The sequence below is a fragment of the Streptomyces phyllanthi genome, from assembly GCF_009377205.1.
Taxonomy (GTDB): domain Bacteria; phylum Actinomycetota; class Actinomycetes; order Streptomycetales; family Streptomycetaceae; genus Streptomyces; species Streptomyces phyllanthi.
This window is the reverse complement of sequence record NZ_VJZE01000003.1, coordinates 74,728-89,225: the sequence shown is the minus strand read 5'-3', so window position 1 is coordinate 89,225 and position 14,498 is coordinate 74,728. Positions and strand designations below refer to the sequence as shown.

The 14,498-nt window shown below is 68.1% G+C and carries 13 protein-coding genes and 2 pseudogenes; 8 read left to right on the top strand and 7 right to left on the bottom strand.

Going from position 1 to position 14,498, the window contains the following annotated elements; all coding sequences use genetic code 11:
• Window positions 1-93: 93 nt before the first annotated feature.
• Together FNH04_RS01300 and FNH04_RS49255 are read right to left on the bottom strand one after the other, a co-directional pair.
• A complete protein-coding gene (locus FNH04_RS01300) occupies window positions 94-489 on the bottom strand; it encodes a hypothetical protein (RefSeq protein ID WP_152779421.1) in 396 nt (131 codons plus the stop codon).
• Window positions 490-844: 355 nt separating this feature from the next.
• A pseudogene (locus FNH04_RS49255) lies at window positions 845-1,404 on the bottom strand (SDR family NAD(P)-dependent oxidoreductase).
• Between the two features lie 101 nt (window positions 1,405-1,505).
• Between FNH04_RS49255 and FNH04_RS01290 the strand changes: the two are divergent.
• The 3 genes and pseudogenes from FNH04_RS01290 to FNH04_RS01280 all read left to right on the top strand — a co-directional run.
• Entirely contained in the window at window positions 1,506-2,345 is an 840-nt protein-coding gene (locus tag FNH04_RS01290; RefSeq protein ID WP_152779419.1) for a helix-turn-helix transcriptional regulator, read from the top strand.
• Between the two features lie 176 nt (window positions 2,346-2,521).
• Window positions 2,522-2,806 (top strand): winged helix-turn-helix transcriptional regulator, encoded by a 285-nt coding sequence (locus tag FNH04_RS47205; protein WP_322722308.1) that lies wholly within the window; start codon window positions 2,522-2,524, stop codon window positions 2,804-2,806.
• Between the two features lie 598 nt (window positions 2,807-3,404).
• Window positions 3,405-4,026, top strand: a pseudogene (locus FNH04_RS01280) (IS5 family transposase); the annotation flags it as partial.
• 9 nt (window positions 4,027-4,035) lie between these two features.
• Here the strand turns inward: FNH04_RS01280 and FNH04_RS01275 are convergent.
• Window positions 4,036-5,955, bottom strand: coding sequence for an AfsR/SARP family transcriptional regulator (locus FNH04_RS01275; RefSeq protein ID WP_152779415.1), 1,920 nt, complete (start codon window positions 5,953-5,955; stop codon window positions 4,036-4,038).
• A gap of 154 nt (window positions 5,956-6,109) precedes the next feature.
• On the bottom strand, window positions 6,110-7,036 hold the full coding sequence (locus FNH04_RS01270; protein WP_152779413.1) for a MurR/RpiR family transcriptional regulator: 927 nt from the start codon (window positions 7,034-7,036) through the stop codon (window positions 6,110-6,112).
• A gap of 252 nt (window positions 7,037-7,288) precedes the next feature.
• On the opposite strand from FNH04_RS01270, the gene FNH04_RS01265 reads away from it, so the two are divergent.
• The gene (locus tag FNH04_RS01265; RefSeq protein WP_152779411.1) at window positions 7,289-8,356 is read left to right on the top strand and encodes a glycoside hydrolase family protein; all 1,068 of its coding nucleotides are present in this window, start codon (window positions 7,289-7,291) and stop codon (window positions 8,354-8,356) included.
• Window positions 8,357-8,474: 118 nt separating this feature from the next.
• On the opposite strand, the gene FNH04_RS01260 is transcribed toward FNH04_RS01265, so the two are convergent.
• Entirely contained in the window at window positions 8,475-9,221 is a 747-nt protein-coding gene (locus tag FNH04_RS01260; protein WP_152779409.1) for an FG-GAP repeat domain-containing protein, read from the bottom strand.
• Window positions 9,222-9,343: 122 nt separating this feature from the next.
• Window positions 9,344-10,093: a hypothetical protein gene (locus FNH04_RS01255; RefSeq protein WP_152779407.1), complete on the bottom strand. Its 750-nt coding sequence runs from the start codon at window positions 10,091-10,093 to the stop codon at window positions 9,344-9,346.
• Window positions 10,094-11,205: 1,112 nt separating this feature from the next.
• On the opposite strand from FNH04_RS01255, the gene FNH04_RS01250 reads away from it, so the two are divergent.
• The 4 genes from FNH04_RS01250 to FNH04_RS47200 all read left to right on the top strand — a co-directional run bounded on the left by FNH04_RS01250 (window position 11,206) and on the right by FNH04_RS47200 (window position 13,136).
• Entirely contained in the window at window positions 11,206-11,586 is a 381-nt protein-coding gene (locus tag FNH04_RS01250; protein ID WP_152779405.1) for a DoxX family protein, read from the top strand.
• A gap of 27 nt (window positions 11,587-11,613) precedes the next feature.
• Window positions 11,614-12,585 (top strand): pirin family protein, encoded by a 972-nt coding sequence (locus tag FNH04_RS01245; protein ID WP_152779403.1) that lies wholly within the window; start codon window positions 11,614-11,616, stop codon window positions 12,583-12,585.
• 91 nt (window positions 12,586-12,676) lie between these two features.
• The gene (locus FNH04_RS48490; protein WP_265579986.1) at window positions 12,677-12,811 is read left to right on the top strand and encodes a hypothetical protein; all 135 of its coding nucleotides are present in this window, start codon (window positions 12,677-12,679) and stop codon (window positions 12,809-12,811) included.
• A gap of 121 nt (window positions 12,812-12,932) precedes the next feature.
• On the top strand, window positions 12,933-13,136 hold the full coding sequence (locus tag FNH04_RS47200; RefSeq protein ID WP_228030950.1) for a hypothetical protein: 204 nt from the start codon (window positions 12,933-12,935) through the stop codon (window positions 13,134-13,136).
• Between the two features lie 358 nt (window positions 13,137-13,494).
• Here FNH04_RS47200 and FNH04_RS01230 read toward each other — a convergent pair whose 3' ends face one another.
• Complete coding sequence (locus FNH04_RS01230; RefSeq protein ID WP_152779401.1) at window positions 13,495-14,154, bottom strand: hydrolase; 660 nt, start codon at window positions 14,152-14,154, stop codon at window positions 13,495-13,497.
• Between the last annotated feature and the right edge of the window lie 344 nt (window positions 14,155-14,498).

Sequence of the window (14,498 nt, the reverse complement as noted above, 5' to 3'; positions counted from 1 at the left end):
GGCTTGGGCCTGCGCCACGTTGCCCTGCTCATTCCGGCCACCCCGCCGGGGCGACCAAGGCGGGAAGGCCCGGACGGGGACTGCGCGGCGTGCCTACCCGCCCGGAGATGTGACGCCGCCGTCCGCCGGGGGGATCGGTGCGGGCAAGGGTGAGGGGGAAGGAACGGTCGCCGAGTGGCAGTTCGGCAGCAAGGGCACGACCGCCGCCCGGCCTGGAAGCCGGGCCACCGACACCACACCCGGTGTGGTGACGAGTTTGGCGGCCTGCCGGCCTGTGAGCCGGGCAATGAAGCCACCAGGCTCGGCACCCACGGTGTCGCCGAGCCGCACCGTGTAGACACCGTCGTCGTAAACCCGTCGCTCTGTCGACGTCGGAGCTTGGAGAGTCGCCGCTCTGGTCTGCACCACGACGAAGGCGAGGCCCAGAGCCGCGACGAGAACAGAGGTCAGCAGTACTGCGACCGCGCGGATATTTCCGAGTTTCTTCATGAATTCCGGTCCAGAGGTGGGCTCCCCGACGTACCGCACGCCCCGGTACTGTCCGTGCGGTACGTCGGCGGATCGGCGAGGTGGGGGGAAGACAATCTGGAATGTGGTGTGAGCCGGTCCGGTTACAAGGCCCCTCGACACCACTACGGCGCAGGCCGTGAGCGATGGTGAGCGATGCTGCTGTCCGGGGCGCGGAGGGCGGCGACATCGCCGACACGACGTCAGGCTTCATACCAGCCGCGGTGGGCCCGCTCGTGACGAATGCCGTCCAGCAAGCCCTCGCGTCGATGGGCTGCTGGGCCGCCCACGCGTGCTGACCAGACGTGCCGGGACGCACGCCGCCCTGCTGGTGCCGCTACGGCCTCACCAGGGCAGCGCGCGCGCCCTGGGCGCTGAAGTAGCCGCCGGTCGGGCCGTCGGGGCCCACCTGCGCCATGCGCACGATGATCTCGGCGCCTTCCTCGACGGACTGCGTGCCTGTGTTGCCGTTGATGTCCGTCTTCGTGAAACCGGTCCCACGGCGTTGATGCGCATGGCCGGGAAGGCCTTTGCGTGGGAAGGCGTGGATGACGCGGACGACGCCGAAGACGTTCGTGTCGAAGACAGTCCGCATCTGGCGGCGGTGACATCCGCGGCGCCGGCCACGCTGTTGTCCTCGCCCCGGATCTCGATGCCGGCGTTGTCGACGACTACGTCGAACCCGCCGTCGGCCTCGACGGTCTTCGCGGCGGCTTGGACGGAGGCGTCGTCGGTGACGTCGAGCTGGACGAACCGGGCGCCGAGCTCGTCGGCGGCACGACGGCCGCGCTCGGCGTCCCGGGCACCGATGCAGCCGGTGTGGCCTGCGGCGATGAGACGGCGGGCGGTCTCGAAGCCCAGCCCCTTGTTGGCGCCGGCGATCAGTGTCGTTGTCATGTCCCCACGCTCCTGCCCGGTCGGGCGGACAGCCAGATGACTCTTCTTCCTGGGACTGCCAGTACCAGGTACGCATCCGGCCGACCGTGTTCACTGGGGCCATGACCACCACGGAACTCGGTCAGGCGCTGCGGCGCTGGCGCGACCGAATCTCCCCCGACACGGCAGGGCTGCCGGTCGGCGGACAGCGCCGCGCCGCCGGGCTGCGGCGCGAGGAACTGGCCCTGCTGGCAGGGGTTTCGGTCGACTACGTCACCCGCCTCGAACAAGGCCGGGCAGCCAGCCCCTCCGCTCAGGTCGTCGAGGCCCTGGCGCGGTCGCTGCGGCTCACGAGTGACGAGCGGGCGTATCTGTTCGCGCTGGCCGGGCTGGTGCTGCCAGGCCCAGAGGTGGTGCCGTCATACATCCCGCCCAGCGTCCTGCGGCTGCTGGACCGGCTGGTGGGCACCCCGGTCGCGGTCACCGACGCGGCCTTCACGCTGCTGATGGCCAACCCGATGCACCAAGCACTGATGGGTGACATGTCCGGCTCCCGCGGCTTCGAACGCAACGGGGTCTGGGGCCACTTCCTGGGGCGCACCCGACTCCGACACACACAGGAAGAACGGCGCGCCCTGGAGATCGGCATGGTCTCCGAGCTGCGCGCCATCGCCGCGAAGTATCCCTCCGACCGCCAACTGCGTCGGCTGATCGCCGAGTTGCGCGCACGCAGCGAGCGGTTCGCCAAGCTGTGGGCCTCGGGCGTCGTCGGCCGCCTGGAGGTCTCGCACAAGACGGTCGAGCATCCACAGGTGGGCCTGCTGGCCCTGGACTGCAACGTGCTCCGGGTGGACGGCAACGGCATGCACATCCTCGCCTACTCGGCCGAGCCGGGAACCGAGGACGCCGAGAAGCTGGGGCTGCTGGCGGTGATCGGCACGCAGAAACTGGCTGCCGAGTAGGACCTGCCTGAGCATGTCTGCCATCTCGTCGATTCGCCGGGACCGGACAGGCGCACACGGTCGGCGCGTTGCCGACCCGTTGGCCCCTCAAAGACCGACGGCAGTTCCGGCACATCCTCCGTCCGCGCCCGCCACAGCGATGGGCGAATCGCCCTCTTCCTTCTGGAGTTGCCGCCGTGCTTCGCCGCGCCGCCTCAGCACCTGCCCACGAGCCGAGCGAGGCGGTGGTCACCTGCCCCGTCAGGCCGGTCGGCGAGATCATCTTCAGCCGCTGGACCACTCCGATCCTGTGGACGCTCGATCACCACGGCACCGTGCGCTTCAACGCCCTGCAGTGCCTGATTCCCGAGATCACGCCGAAGATCCTCACCAGTAGGCTGCGGCAGTTGGAACGGGACGGCCTGATCGAGCGGACGTACCATCCCGACACCGATGGGACCGTATTATCTTTCTCCGCATAGACCTGCCCGAGGCACCCGGTCGCATCGTCCCCTGTACCGCGGCCCTTTCTGCATGCTGCTTCCCGAGAACGCCCTGAACCGAACCGCGTAGGGATTCGGGCAAGGGCAACGGATCGGCTTGGCGCAGTCGCAGGTGATTACGCACCCGCGCCTGCGCAGCGGCGGTCAGCAAGCGGAGACTCGACTGCGACACATGCTGACCGTTTGCTGACCCGAGGTGAGCCAACAGGGCTCTGACCTGCAAGAACGCCGAGATGCTAGATCTTGGACTTGAACATGGTACGAAGCACGGCGAAGCTCCCGGTTTGTCTGCTCCCTGCCCGCTTTTTGCATCAAGGGCGTTCTTCGGAGACTACAACGATTCGCATGTTCGGTCAGCTGTCCTCACGTGTTTCAGGACTCACACTGACTCGTTGCCCACTTTCGTGACGCGTCATCAGGCTGGCCGCGCCGGCTGCGGGCGGGTCACAGCCGCGAGGGCTCGACCTGGTGCCTCGGCGGCGGCAGCGCCCCCAGCCACGGTGCCCGTGTTCTGCCGTCTCGCTTCCGAACCGCTCACTTCCCCCGACCCGGTGCTCGAGGAGTAGCCCACCCTTTCTCGAAGTCGACCGCCCACCGCCGGTTCCTGATCTGGTCGAGAGCCGGCGCCTGGGCCGCCTCCACGAAGCCGTGCTGCACCGGTTCGACGACGCCGGCCTCATCGACGTCGCCCGTGTCGTCCTCGACACCGCCCACGTGAGGGCGAAAAAGGGGGCGAACGCACAGGTCCGAGCCCCGTGGACCGCGGCAAACCGGGTTCCAAGATGCACGTCTTGTCGGACGCGAACGGACTGCCTCTCCTCGTCGGTGTCTCGGCCGGCAACACCCACGACAGCGAAGGCCTGAAGCCCATGGTCGAGGGCCACCAAACGAGACACGACCCCCACCGCGGCCGCCACTTCAAGCCCCAGCGCCTACACGCGGACAAAGCCTACGATCGCGCTGACCTGCGGAAATGGTTACGCGGCAAGCGCATCGGAGTCCGGATCGCACGCAAAGGCATCGAGTCCAGCGAACGATTGGGCCGCCGCCGCTGGGTGATCGAACGCACCGTGTCGTGGCTGTCCGGCTACCGCCGGCTCAGCCCACGCTACGAACGCAATCCCCGCAACTACCTGGCCTTTCTCGGCCTCGCCGCCGCCATCTGCTGCTACAAACGGCTTATCCGCTTCACCACGTAGGACACGGTCTTATGGTGTGGCGATCATGCCGACACCGGCGAGGGGGTGGTATGGAGCGGACTCACGCGCACGGCTGTGTCCGCCGTCGCGGTGGGAGACGGATTCCACCGGTGCCTGTTCGCCGGGAAACTGTTCCCTGGCGTAAGCGCGGACCAGTTCCGCGAAACGGTAGCGTGTCTGGCCTGTCGGGCTGACGCGCGACACCTTGATCAGCCAGGCGTCCAGCAGCTGTTCCGTCACCCTCTCACCCACCCTCATGGGCACGCCCATCAGTTCGGCACATGTCACCGCTGTGAACTCCGGCACTGGGAGCCGGGCGAGCATGTGACAGGCTGCGCGTGCCTCCTGGGAGAGGGTCCCGTAACTGAGGGCCAGGCTGGCGCGCAGCTCCAGATCGCCCGCCACCAGCTCGTCAAGTCGGCGGCGCTCGTCGGAAAGGAGAGTGGCGAACTGCCGCAGATCCCAGTGCGGGCGGGCAGCCAGCTTCGCCCCCGCGATGCGTATGGCCAGAGGAAGACAGCCGCACAGCCGGATGAGCTCCGCGGAGGCCTCTGGATCCGCCGCGGTCCGTCGGCGGCCCTCGACCCGCCCGAGGAAGGCACCGGCATCCTCCGGGTCGAACACGTCCACGTCGATCCGGCGGGCCCCCTCAAGCCCAGTCAGCCGTACTCGGCTGGTGATCAGGACGGCACAGTTCGGGTTCCCCGGCAGCAGTGACCGTACCTGGGCCTCATCAGCGGCGTCGTCCAGCACGATGAGCATGTGCCGTTGCGCTGTGACGCTGCGGAACAGTGCCGTCAGGCCCTCGTGGCTGTCCGGGAGTGACGTCCTGGGCGTGCCGAGAGCCGACAGGAACTGCGCCAGCACGTGCGGCGGATCAGCCCGCGCGGACTCGGACGCGTGCAGGTTCGCATACAGCTGCCCTCCGGGGAATGCGCCGGCCAGCTGATGTCCTGCATGAATGGCGAGGGCCGTCTTGCCGACGCCTCCGGGCCCCGAGATCACCATGACGGGCATCGCGTCCACCCCTGTGCCCGAGCGCGACAGCGCCGACGTGACGGCGTGCGCCTCGGCAGTACGACCGGTGAAGTCAGCTATGTCGGGGGGCAACTGGGCCGGTGCCTGCGACGGACAGCCGCATGGCAGCGGTGCAACGTTCGAACGCGGTCCTTCCGTCTGGATGCCGGCGACCGGCGGCTCCATCTGCGTGTCGGCCAGAATGGCGGCGTGTGTCGCCCGCAACCCGGCTCCGGGCTCCACGCCCAGCTCGTGGACAAGGTGGTCGCGGCCTTCCCGGTACACCTCCAGCGCCTCGGCGGTACGTCCGCAACGATGCAGAGCCAGCATGAGGTGTCCCCGAGGCCGCTCACGCAGCGGGTGTTCGGCCACCAGGGTCTTGAGCTCGCCCAGCAGCTCGGCATGTCGGCCGAGCTCGAGGCCGGCCTCCGCGCGCAGTTCAACGGCGGCAAGCCGGCGCTCTTCCACGGCTGGCCCCTCAACCCGCGCGAAGTGCTCGGCCACACCACCCAGCGCAGGCCCTCGCCACAGGCGCAGAGCCTCATCAAGGCCGCGCCTCGCCTCCTCGGCTTCACCCCGGATCATGGCCTCGCGGGCTTTCCCCACCGCCAAGTCGAACATCTCCACATCGACCGCTGTGGGCTCGATGGTGAGCACATATCCCGCGACACTGCGGACAATGCTCTTCCGGCCGACGACAGCGCGAAGTCGCGACACTCTCTGGTGGAGCTGGGCTTCCACGGACATCGGCGGATCGTCGCCCCACAGCGCGAAGGTCAATCGGGAACGTGACACAGCACGGTTCGCGTGCAGGGTCAGAACTGCCAGAAGGGAACGCTGTAACGGCCCGCCCAGTCTCGGGCACACACCATCCCTCCGGACCTCGACCGGCCCTAATAACCGGACTTGCATTGAGCCCTCCTATTCCATCCACATGCGCAGGTACTCCTGCGGCAGGGTTCGTGCGCGGCTCCTGGTCGCCGACGCGCGGCCCTTTCGGCGGGTGCGGCCGGTTCGGGCGACGGTGGGGGTTGCGGGTGCCGGAACCCGGCGGGCAACGGTGGGGTCAGGCGCCGGAACCCGGCGGGTAACGGTGGGGGGCGACGGCTGCGCGGGTGGCCTCGAGGGCCCGCTCGGTGCGGACGCGGTCACGTTGGGCGACACCGATGTAGAGGCAGTCGAGCACGATCATCTGAGCATGGCGTGCGGCCATGTCGCCGGGGCGGTGGGCGAACTCCCGGGCGGCGGTGAGCAGGGTCAGGTCGGCGGCCTTGGCGAGACTGGATCGGGCGAAGTTGGTGATGGCGATGGTGGTGGCGCCGTTGCGTCGGGCCTGCTTGACCGGATCGACGACTGCCTTGGTTTCCCCGGAGTGAGAGACACCGAGGGCGACATCGCCCTTCCGCAGCAGGACGGCACTCGACAGAGCCTCGTGGACGTCGGTCCACGCAAAGCAGGAGTATCCGGTGTGGTGCAGCCGCAGGTGCATGTCCATGGCGACCGTGCTGCTCCCGCTGACTGCGTAGAAGTCGATACGGCGGGCGGCGGCCATGGCCTCGACCGCGGCGTTGAGGGCGGCCACATCGAGCTGTGCGGCGGTCTCCTCAATGACCTGCGCGTCGGCTTTGGCCACCCAGTCCAGTACGGCCTCCAGCGGAGCATCGGGCGCGATACCGGCGCCCACGAGCCGGTCCCAGCCGGGGTGGGCTTCGGCGCGACCCCTCTCGGTGGCGAGAGCGAGCCGTAGTTCGGCGTAGCCGGGCAGGTCAAGGGCGCGGCAGAAGCGGGTGACGGTGGTGCGGGATGTACCGCTGCGGGCGGCCAGCTCAGTGATGGTGGAGGCGGCGACGCCGGAGGGGTCGGCGAGCACCAGCTCGCCGAGTGCCCGCTCGGCCGGGGTGAGAGTGGGCAGCAACCCCCGGATACGGGTGGTGATCCCCGCCGGTCTATGTCTGTGCCTGTCTCTGTGAATTGTTCCCCCGTCACTCTCCATGACTGGGAATCGTGCACCCTCCCTGGCGCCTCGTCAACCGCCCTGTGTGCGCCGGCGCCATGGGGCCGCGGCACGCACCGGGCGGTGTCTGGTTGCGCGTCAGTCCCGTGCGACAGCCCCGCATCGGCGATCGACAAGCCGCCCGATAAGCCGCCCGATAAACCGCCTCATAGCCGCTCCATCCCCGGGCTTGCGTAGCGTTCTTCCGCTGCGAAGTCGGCGAAAACGTCACGGAAAGCAAGGAGGAACGCTTTGCGTCCCAGGCGGTCCCTGAAAGTCCCCCACAGCCATTACCTGCGACTCCTGCGCGGCACGCTTGCCACGGCATTCCTTGTCCTGGCCCTTTTCGGTACGGCGCCCCTGCCTGCGACAGCGGCCCCGGCTGCCGGGCTGCCCACCGCCGGCCAGACCATTTCGGGTCTGGACGCGCATGACGGCATGATCACTCAGGTCGGTGCCACGTATTACCTGTACGGGACCCGATACGGATGCGGGTTCCATTGGGGCACCCCCGGCACACCCTTCTGTGGATTCGGCGTCTGGAAGTCGACGGACAAGGCCAGCTGGACGTTCGTCCGGTATCTGTTCGATCCCCACGGCATCAACAGCTGGCGTGGTGAGAGCTGGCAGACCACCTGCGGCGAGGTCCACGGAGGCGGCTGCTTCAACGCGCGCATGGTGCAACGGACCGACGACGGGGTCTGGATCTTGTGGTTCAACGCGCCGGATGATTTCCGCCGAACCGGCGCCAACGCCTATTACGCCCTGGGCTGTCAGGGGCCGGCCGGGCCGTGCGGCGACGCATACGCCGGCGGGACCACGCACAAACCGAGCCTGTACACCTGCCACGACAACGGTGACTTTTCCATCGTCAACGACGGCGGCACCGCCTACATCGTGTGCACGATGGCTGACCAGTCGCTCAGCATCGAGCCTTTGGATCGATGGTGGACCAACGGCACCGGAGGCGGATTGAGAAAGGTCGGCGGACTCACCAACGTGGAATCGCCGGCGGTGTTCCGGTCCGGCTCCCATCTGTACCTGACCTACTCCGACCCCAACTGCGGATACGGCTCCGGAACTGGTACCAGCTACGGGTACTCCACCAGCGGAATGCTCGGGCCCTGGCACGTCGGCGGCCGTCTCTCGAACCGGAGCTGCTCCGGGCAGCCCCGCAGCCTGAGCTGGATCGACGGCGCCGCAGCCGAGTGGATCGACCAATGGACACCGAGCGGCGCCACCAATCAGACGACCGCGGCCATCCGCCTCGAACCTCTGAAGACCAACACCGCGCAACGTATTGAGCCCCTGCCCTGCTGACGGCAGTGTGCGGTCGTGTTGTGCGCGGTGTGGCCGCCGGCGCTGCGCTGCGCCGGCGGCCACACAATGTCGCTCACTACTCGGTGACGCGGGGTGTCATCCGCAAAGTGGTGATCGCTCAGTTCCTCGGATAGAAGGTGATGTTGCTGGGCCGGTAGACGCCGACCTGGTCCGCGGCGACGTCGTTCCAGTCACCGATGATGGGCACGTCGCCGATGTTGCCGAAGGGGATGGGGGTGACGCTGCCGTTGTCCGCGCGAAGGTAGAAGGTGGCGTTGCCCGGCCGGTAGACCCCGATCTCATCGTCGCCGTCGCCGTTCCAGTCGCCGGTGATGGGCACGTCTGTGCTGTTGCCGAAGGGGATGCTGCTGACGGTGCTGGGGCCTTGGCGGAGATAGAACGTGGCGTTGCCCGGCCGGAAGACCCCGATCTCATCGCCGCCGTCGCCGTTCCAGTCACCGGTGATGGGCACGTCGCCGATGTTGCCGAAGGGGATGCTGCTGACGGTGCTGGGGCCTTGGCGGAGATAGAACGTGGCGTTGCCCGGCCGGTAGACCCCGATCTCGTCGCCGGCGGCGTTGTTCCAGTTGCCGGTGATGGGTACGTCGTTGGGGTTGCCGAAGGCGATGGGGGTGACGCTGCCGTTGTCCGCGCGAAGGTAGAAGGTGATGTTGCCGGGCCGGTAGACCCCGATCTCGTCGCCTCCGTCGCCGTTCCAGTCACCGGCGATGGGCACATCCCCGGTGTTGCCGAAGGTGACGTTGCCCGGGAGGTTGGCGCTCGCCGGCGCGGCGGACAGGGTGGCGGCGATCGCGGTGCCGAGGGTGACGAGGACAAGGGACCGCAGGGAACGTAATCTGCGCATGGCCTTCCTTCTGTGAGAGATGGATGTCTGTTTCGTGTGAGGCCGCGCCGGCTTCTGGATCTCCGGGTTCGAACCCGGGAACCGGGTGAGGCTTCCTTCTTGCCGACCCGCGGGTGGGCGACTCACCTGCCGAGCGATGCGCGGTCGGCGACTCGCGGGTAGAAGGTGCTGTTGCTGGGCCGATAGACACCGATCTGATCGATGCCATCGCCTTCCCAGTCACCGGCGATGGGCACATCGCCGGAGTCGCCGAAGATGATGGGGGTGACGCTGCCGGAATCCGGGCGGAGGTAGAAGGTGCGGTTACCCGGCCGGTAGACGCCGATCTGATCGTCACCGTCGCCGTCCCAGTCACCGATGACGGGCACGTCCCCGACGTTCCCGTAGGGGATGGGGGTGACGCTGCCGGAGTCAGAGCGTAGGTAGAAGGTGCTGTTGCTGGGCCGGTAGACACCGATCTCGTCGTCGCCGTTGCCGTCCCAGTCACCGACGATGGGCACGTCGCCCATGTTGCCGAACGTGAGGGTGACGCTGCCGGAGTCCGAACGGAGGTAGAAGGTGCGGTTACTGGACCGGTAGACACCGATCTCATCAATGCCGTCACCGTTCCAGTCACCGATGACGGGCAGAGTTCCTTGCCCGATGGGGAAGGGAGCGTAGCCGGGTCGATAGACGGTGCCATCCCTGGGCCGGTAGACGCCGATGTCGTGGTCGCCGTTGCCGTCCCAGTCACCGATGACGGGTGTGTCGCCGAGCTGACCGTAGCGGACAGGGCCCCCGAGGGCGGCGTTTGCCGGCACGGCGGACAGTGTGGCGGCGATCGCGACGCCGAAGACGACGACAAGGCGCCGTGGTGAACGCCATACGCGCATGGTCCCTCCTGCTGCCAAGGACGGATGTATGTCTCGCGCGAGCCACGCCGACTCCCGAAACTCCCGAATCTTCGGGATCCAACCTGGAAGTCGGCAACGGCCCGACGTCGTCGACCCTGCCAGCGCAGCCTGATCGGCCACCTTATGAGCGCAATATCGGCAACTTGACGACCAATAAGCTCTGTCGGCAGTTGGTTGCTTCGCCCCCCAGCTTCCTGGCCGGCTCCCTTGGGCATCGGGAGGGGTTGGCCAAGGCCGAGGAGCATCAATTCCGCCGTCTTCGGCCGTCCGATGGGCCACCACGCCTGCGCCCACCAGGGCCTTTGCAGTGCCGCCCGCATGATCAGCAGCGCTCCACACCAGCGCCTCACCCAACCGGTCGGCGAGCTCGTTGGCCCCGCCACGGTCTCCCACGTCACCACCGGGCCGTCGAGCGGACCGCCGAAGCCCACCGTCGGTCAGCCCGCCGGCCCGGCCGTGACTCCGCAAGCGTGGCCGGAATCTGGGGGGGGGAACCGGCGGAGCAGCAGAGGCCACCTGCGGTTCCGACTGCCGAGTCTGCGCTCCAGCCCACACAGCCGACCGAAGCCGTTGCGCAGCACGGGCAAACCCACATCACGTCCGCGCCCTCTGTTGGGGCTCCGGCCGCCGAGGTGGCCGTTCGCCCGGCGGCTCCTCCCGTCGCGGGCGGCACGGCGTTCCCGGTGAGGACCGATGTTCCCTACTCTCATCGGGAACAGGACGTGCGATCGCAGGCAGCCCCCAGCGAGGGACCGCCACGGGCTCAGGGTTCTGGCCGTCCCACGGACATTCCCGAGACTGCCGTCGTCCTCAACCAGCGCATGCATCATCGCGCGCGAGAGTCTCGACTCGTCGGTGCCCGCAGCGTTGAAGCTGAAGAAGCGGCTCAAGCGCTTCGCGCTGGACAACGCGCTCGACCACCTGCCCATCGGGCATCGTCGCGGTCGCACTGGACGAGTGGCTCACCGCCCGCGGTCCGACCGGTTCCGTTGACACGTCATCTAGTCTCACATTAATTTGGATGACGCATCAAGTAACTCTGCGAGGCCTGCTCACGGCGGGTCCGCACACCCAGCTCAAAGAGGTATCCCATGAACGTCGCCCTGTGGGTCGTCGCGGCCCTGCTCTCCCTCGTCTTCCTCGCCGCCGGCGCCATGAAGCTCACCCAGTCGAAGGAGAAGATCCTCGCCTCGGGTCCGAACATGGCCTGGGCCGAGGACTTCTCGCCCGGCGTGATCAAGATGATCGGCACCTTCGAAGTCCTCGGTGCCATCGGCCTCCTGCTGCCCCCGGCGGTCGACGTCGCCACTGTCTTCGTCCCCCTGGCCGCCACCGGCCTCGCCCTGGTCATGCTCGGCGCCGCGATCGAACACGGCCGTCGCAAGGAGTACCCGAACATCGCCGTCCCCGTGGTCCTGCTCGCCCTGGCCGTCTTCGAGGCCTGGGGCCGCTTCGGTCCGCACTCCTTCTGACGGCAACCGCAAGAAACGGAGAAACCCATGCCTGCGATCACCGTGGACGACATACTCTTCCTGCCGCGACTGCCGGAGCTGGACCCGACCGCGACCCGCTACCGGCCCGTCCGCCGCCTGGGGAAGGCCGAGCGGGGCTTCGAGGGCGAGGGCTTCCCCGTGCGCCGAGCGTTCGCCGGTGTGACGTTGCCGGAACTGGACCCGTTTGTCCACATGGACCATCTCGGCGAGGTCGAGATGGCTCCGGGCGAACCCATGGGCACGCCCTGGCATCCGCACCGCGGCTTCGAAACCGTCACCTACCTCATCGACGGCGCCGTGGAGCACCAGGACTCCAACGGCGGCGGCGGAAAGCTCAGCGACGGCGACACCCAGTGGATGACCGCGGGAGCCGGCATCCTGCACATCGAGCAGCCGCCGGAGCAGCTGGTCAGGAACGGCGGGGTCCTGCACGGCGTGCAGCTGTGGGTCAACCTGCCCCGGGCGAAGAAGATGAGCCCGCCCCGCTACCAGGACATCCGCGGCAAGCACACCGGACTGCTCACCACCCCCGACGGCGGCGCGCTGATCCGGGTGATCGCCGGGGACGTCGCGGGGCACACCGGCCCCGGCGTCACCCACAGCCCGATCACCGTCGCCCACCTCACCCTCGAACCCGGCGCCCAGGTCGACCTGCCGTGGAACCCCGCATACAACGCGCTGGTCTACGCCCTGGCGGGCCACGGCACGGTCGGCGCCGAAGGCCGCCCGTTCCAGGAGGGCCGGCTCGTCGTGTTCGGCGAGGGTGACGCACTGCGTCTGTCCGCCGATCGCGCCCAGGAGTCCCGCGCACCCAAGCTGGAGCTGTTCGTGCTGGGCGGTCTGCCCATCCGCGAACCGGTCGTCCAGTACGGCCCGTTCGTGATGAACACCGCCCAAGAGGTGCAGCAGGCCTTCGAGGACTACCAGGCGGGTCGCCTCGGCGTCATCCCCGCCCAGCACCTCCCTCACACTTCCTGAACCGTCGTTCAGGGCAGCACAACGATCCATTCCGTCAAGGACATCTCATGACCAGGATCGGCATCATCGCCAACAGGTGGCGCTGTCGCTGATGACGGAGTTCGAGAACTTCAGCGTCTTCAAGCCCGGCGACTACAACGTGGGCGCCCTCAGCACCCTGCTCGACCAGGTCGTGGCCTGGAGCGGGACCCTGGCGCCGCTCCGTGCGGCCGCCGTCACTGCCTGACGCGGTCTGTCCTGATGCCGGGTCCAGTACCACCGGACCCGGCATCCCCTTTCCCCCCGGTGGCCTGGTGATGCCGCACCATACGTCCTGGGCTGCACCGACCCCCTGTTGGCGTCCGGCCGTGATCTTCCTGGCTCTGGATGTACCCGCGCCCCGCAGCTTGCTGGACGTCGAGACCGCGGTCGGCATGTGCTTCTTCGTCTTCATCGCCGGTCCGTCCACCACCCGGCAACGCATCGCCACCGTGCTGCGCCGGGCGCTGGCCGAGCCCGGCGTGTGGGCGCGCGTGGCGGGTGCAGCGGGTCCGGCTGAGGCCTGGGTGTAAGAGGTCCTCAGGCGCGATCCGCCGGTGACCACCTGACGCAGGGGCACCGCGCGGGCCACGGAACTGCGCGGCACGCAGCCTCCCGCCGATGCTGCTGATGCTGCTGGGCAGCGGTTCCGACCCGGAGGTCTTCCCGGAGCCGGAACGGATGTGCCCGCATCGGGAGAACATCCGCTGCCACCTGGCCTTCGGAGCCGGCCGCCACCTGTGGAACAGCGGTAGCCGTACGGGCGTGAACGCGGGGTCGGACACGACGGGCCGGTTGCACGGGCCTCGTCCCGGCCGGGCACGGCCCATGGACGGCCCATGGTGGGGGGCGGCACCGTCCCGGGTGCCGCCCCTCACCGTTGGCCCGCCTTTACGCTTGGGTCGTGTCAGGGACCGGCGTGTTGAGGAGCTGGAACTCCCAGGCGGTCACCACCCCGGTGGCGCCGCCGTGCGCCAAGGTCGCCAGCTGGTCCTCGGGGGAGATGAGGTTCGTCCGGGCCCAGTCGCGCTGCCACTCGGCGAAGGTGACCTGCCACGTGATCGGGATGATCCCGGCCTGGACCATGCGCCGTACGGCCATGTCGTGGGCCTCGGCCGAGGTGCCTCCGGATGCGTCGGTGACGACGTAGACCTGGAAGTCCTCCGCGGCCGCGTGGAGGGCGGGCATGGCCACGCAGATCTCCGTCCACAGGCCGGCGATGATCAGCTTCTTGCGTCCGGTGGCCTTCACAGCGTCCACCACACGCTGGTCCTCCCAGGTGTTGATGAACGTCCTGTTGATCGGCTTCTGGTCCGGGAAGAGGTCCTGGAGCGGCTGGATCAGATTGCCGCCGCGCTCCTCGACGACCGTGGTCAGAATCGTCGGGACACCGAAGCCCTTTGCGGCCTTCGCCAGTCCGACAACGTTGTTGACGATCATCGTCGGCTCGTGGCTGTTCAGGTTGGAGAACTGGTACGGCTGGTGGTCGATCAGCAGCAGCACGCTCTCCTCGGGCGTCAGCAGGGCCTCGAGACCGGTCTTCGGCGACAATGCTCATGGGTGTCCCTCTTCCTCAGTCGTGATCTCATACGAGAAGCTGAAAGTTGATGTGTCATCTTCCTGTATGAACATTCAACCTCTTGTCCAGCCCTGGCGCGAATCCCGCACCTCTCGGCAGGCAGTTGACGTGGTACAGGCGCTGGAAGAGTTCGTCGACGCGCTCGCCGCGCGGCCTGCCGAGGGGGTCAGTGTTTGTGAGTCGAGTGCTTCCGCTTGGCCGCGAGTTCGAAGGAGACGCCCGTTCGGTTCGCCGGCGCACGCCGCACGGAGGAGTTCGGTGGTCGGGCGTGCGACGAAGGGAACGACGGATCGTCGATCCAGGCGCCGTCATGGGA

Excerpts from the sequence above, each read along its gene's own strand:
- FNH04_RS01300 (WP_152779421.1), bottom strand. The coding sequence starts at position 489 with ATGAAGAAACTCGGAAATATCCGCGCGGTCGCAGTACTGCTGACCTCT.
- FNH04_RS01290 (WP_152779419.1), top strand. The coding sequence starts at position 1,506 with ATGACCACCACGGAACTCGGTCAGGCGCTGCGGCGCTGGCGCGACCGA.
- FNH04_RS01275 (WP_152779415.1), bottom strand. The coding sequence starts at position 5,955 with ATGCAAGTCCGGTTATTAGGGCCGGTCGAGGTCCGGAGGGATGGTGTG.
- FNH04_RS01270 (WP_152779413.1), bottom strand. The coding sequence starts at position 7,036 with ATGGAGAGTGACGGGGGAACAATTCACAGAGACAGGCACAGACATAGA.
- FNH04_RS01260 (WP_152779409.1), bottom strand. The coding sequence starts at position 9,221 with ATGCGCAGATTACGTTCCCTGCGGTCCCTTGTCCTCGTCACCCTCGGC.
- FNH04_RS01255 (WP_152779407.1), bottom strand. The coding sequence starts at position 10,093 with ATGCGCGTATGGCGTTCACCACGGCGCCTTGTCGTCGTCTTCGGCGTC.
- FNH04_RS01250 (WP_152779405.1), top strand. The coding sequence starts at position 11,206 with ATGAACGTCGCCCTGTGGGTCGTCGCGGCCCTGCTCTCCCTCGTCTTC.
- FNH04_RS01245 (WP_152779403.1), top strand. The coding sequence starts at position 11,614 with ATGCCTGCGATCACCGTGGACGACATACTCTTCCTGCCGCGACTGCCG.
- FNH04_RS48490 (WP_265579986.1), top strand. The coding sequence starts at position 12,677 with ATGACGGAGTTCGAGAACTTCAGCGTCTTCAAGCCCGGCGACTACAAC.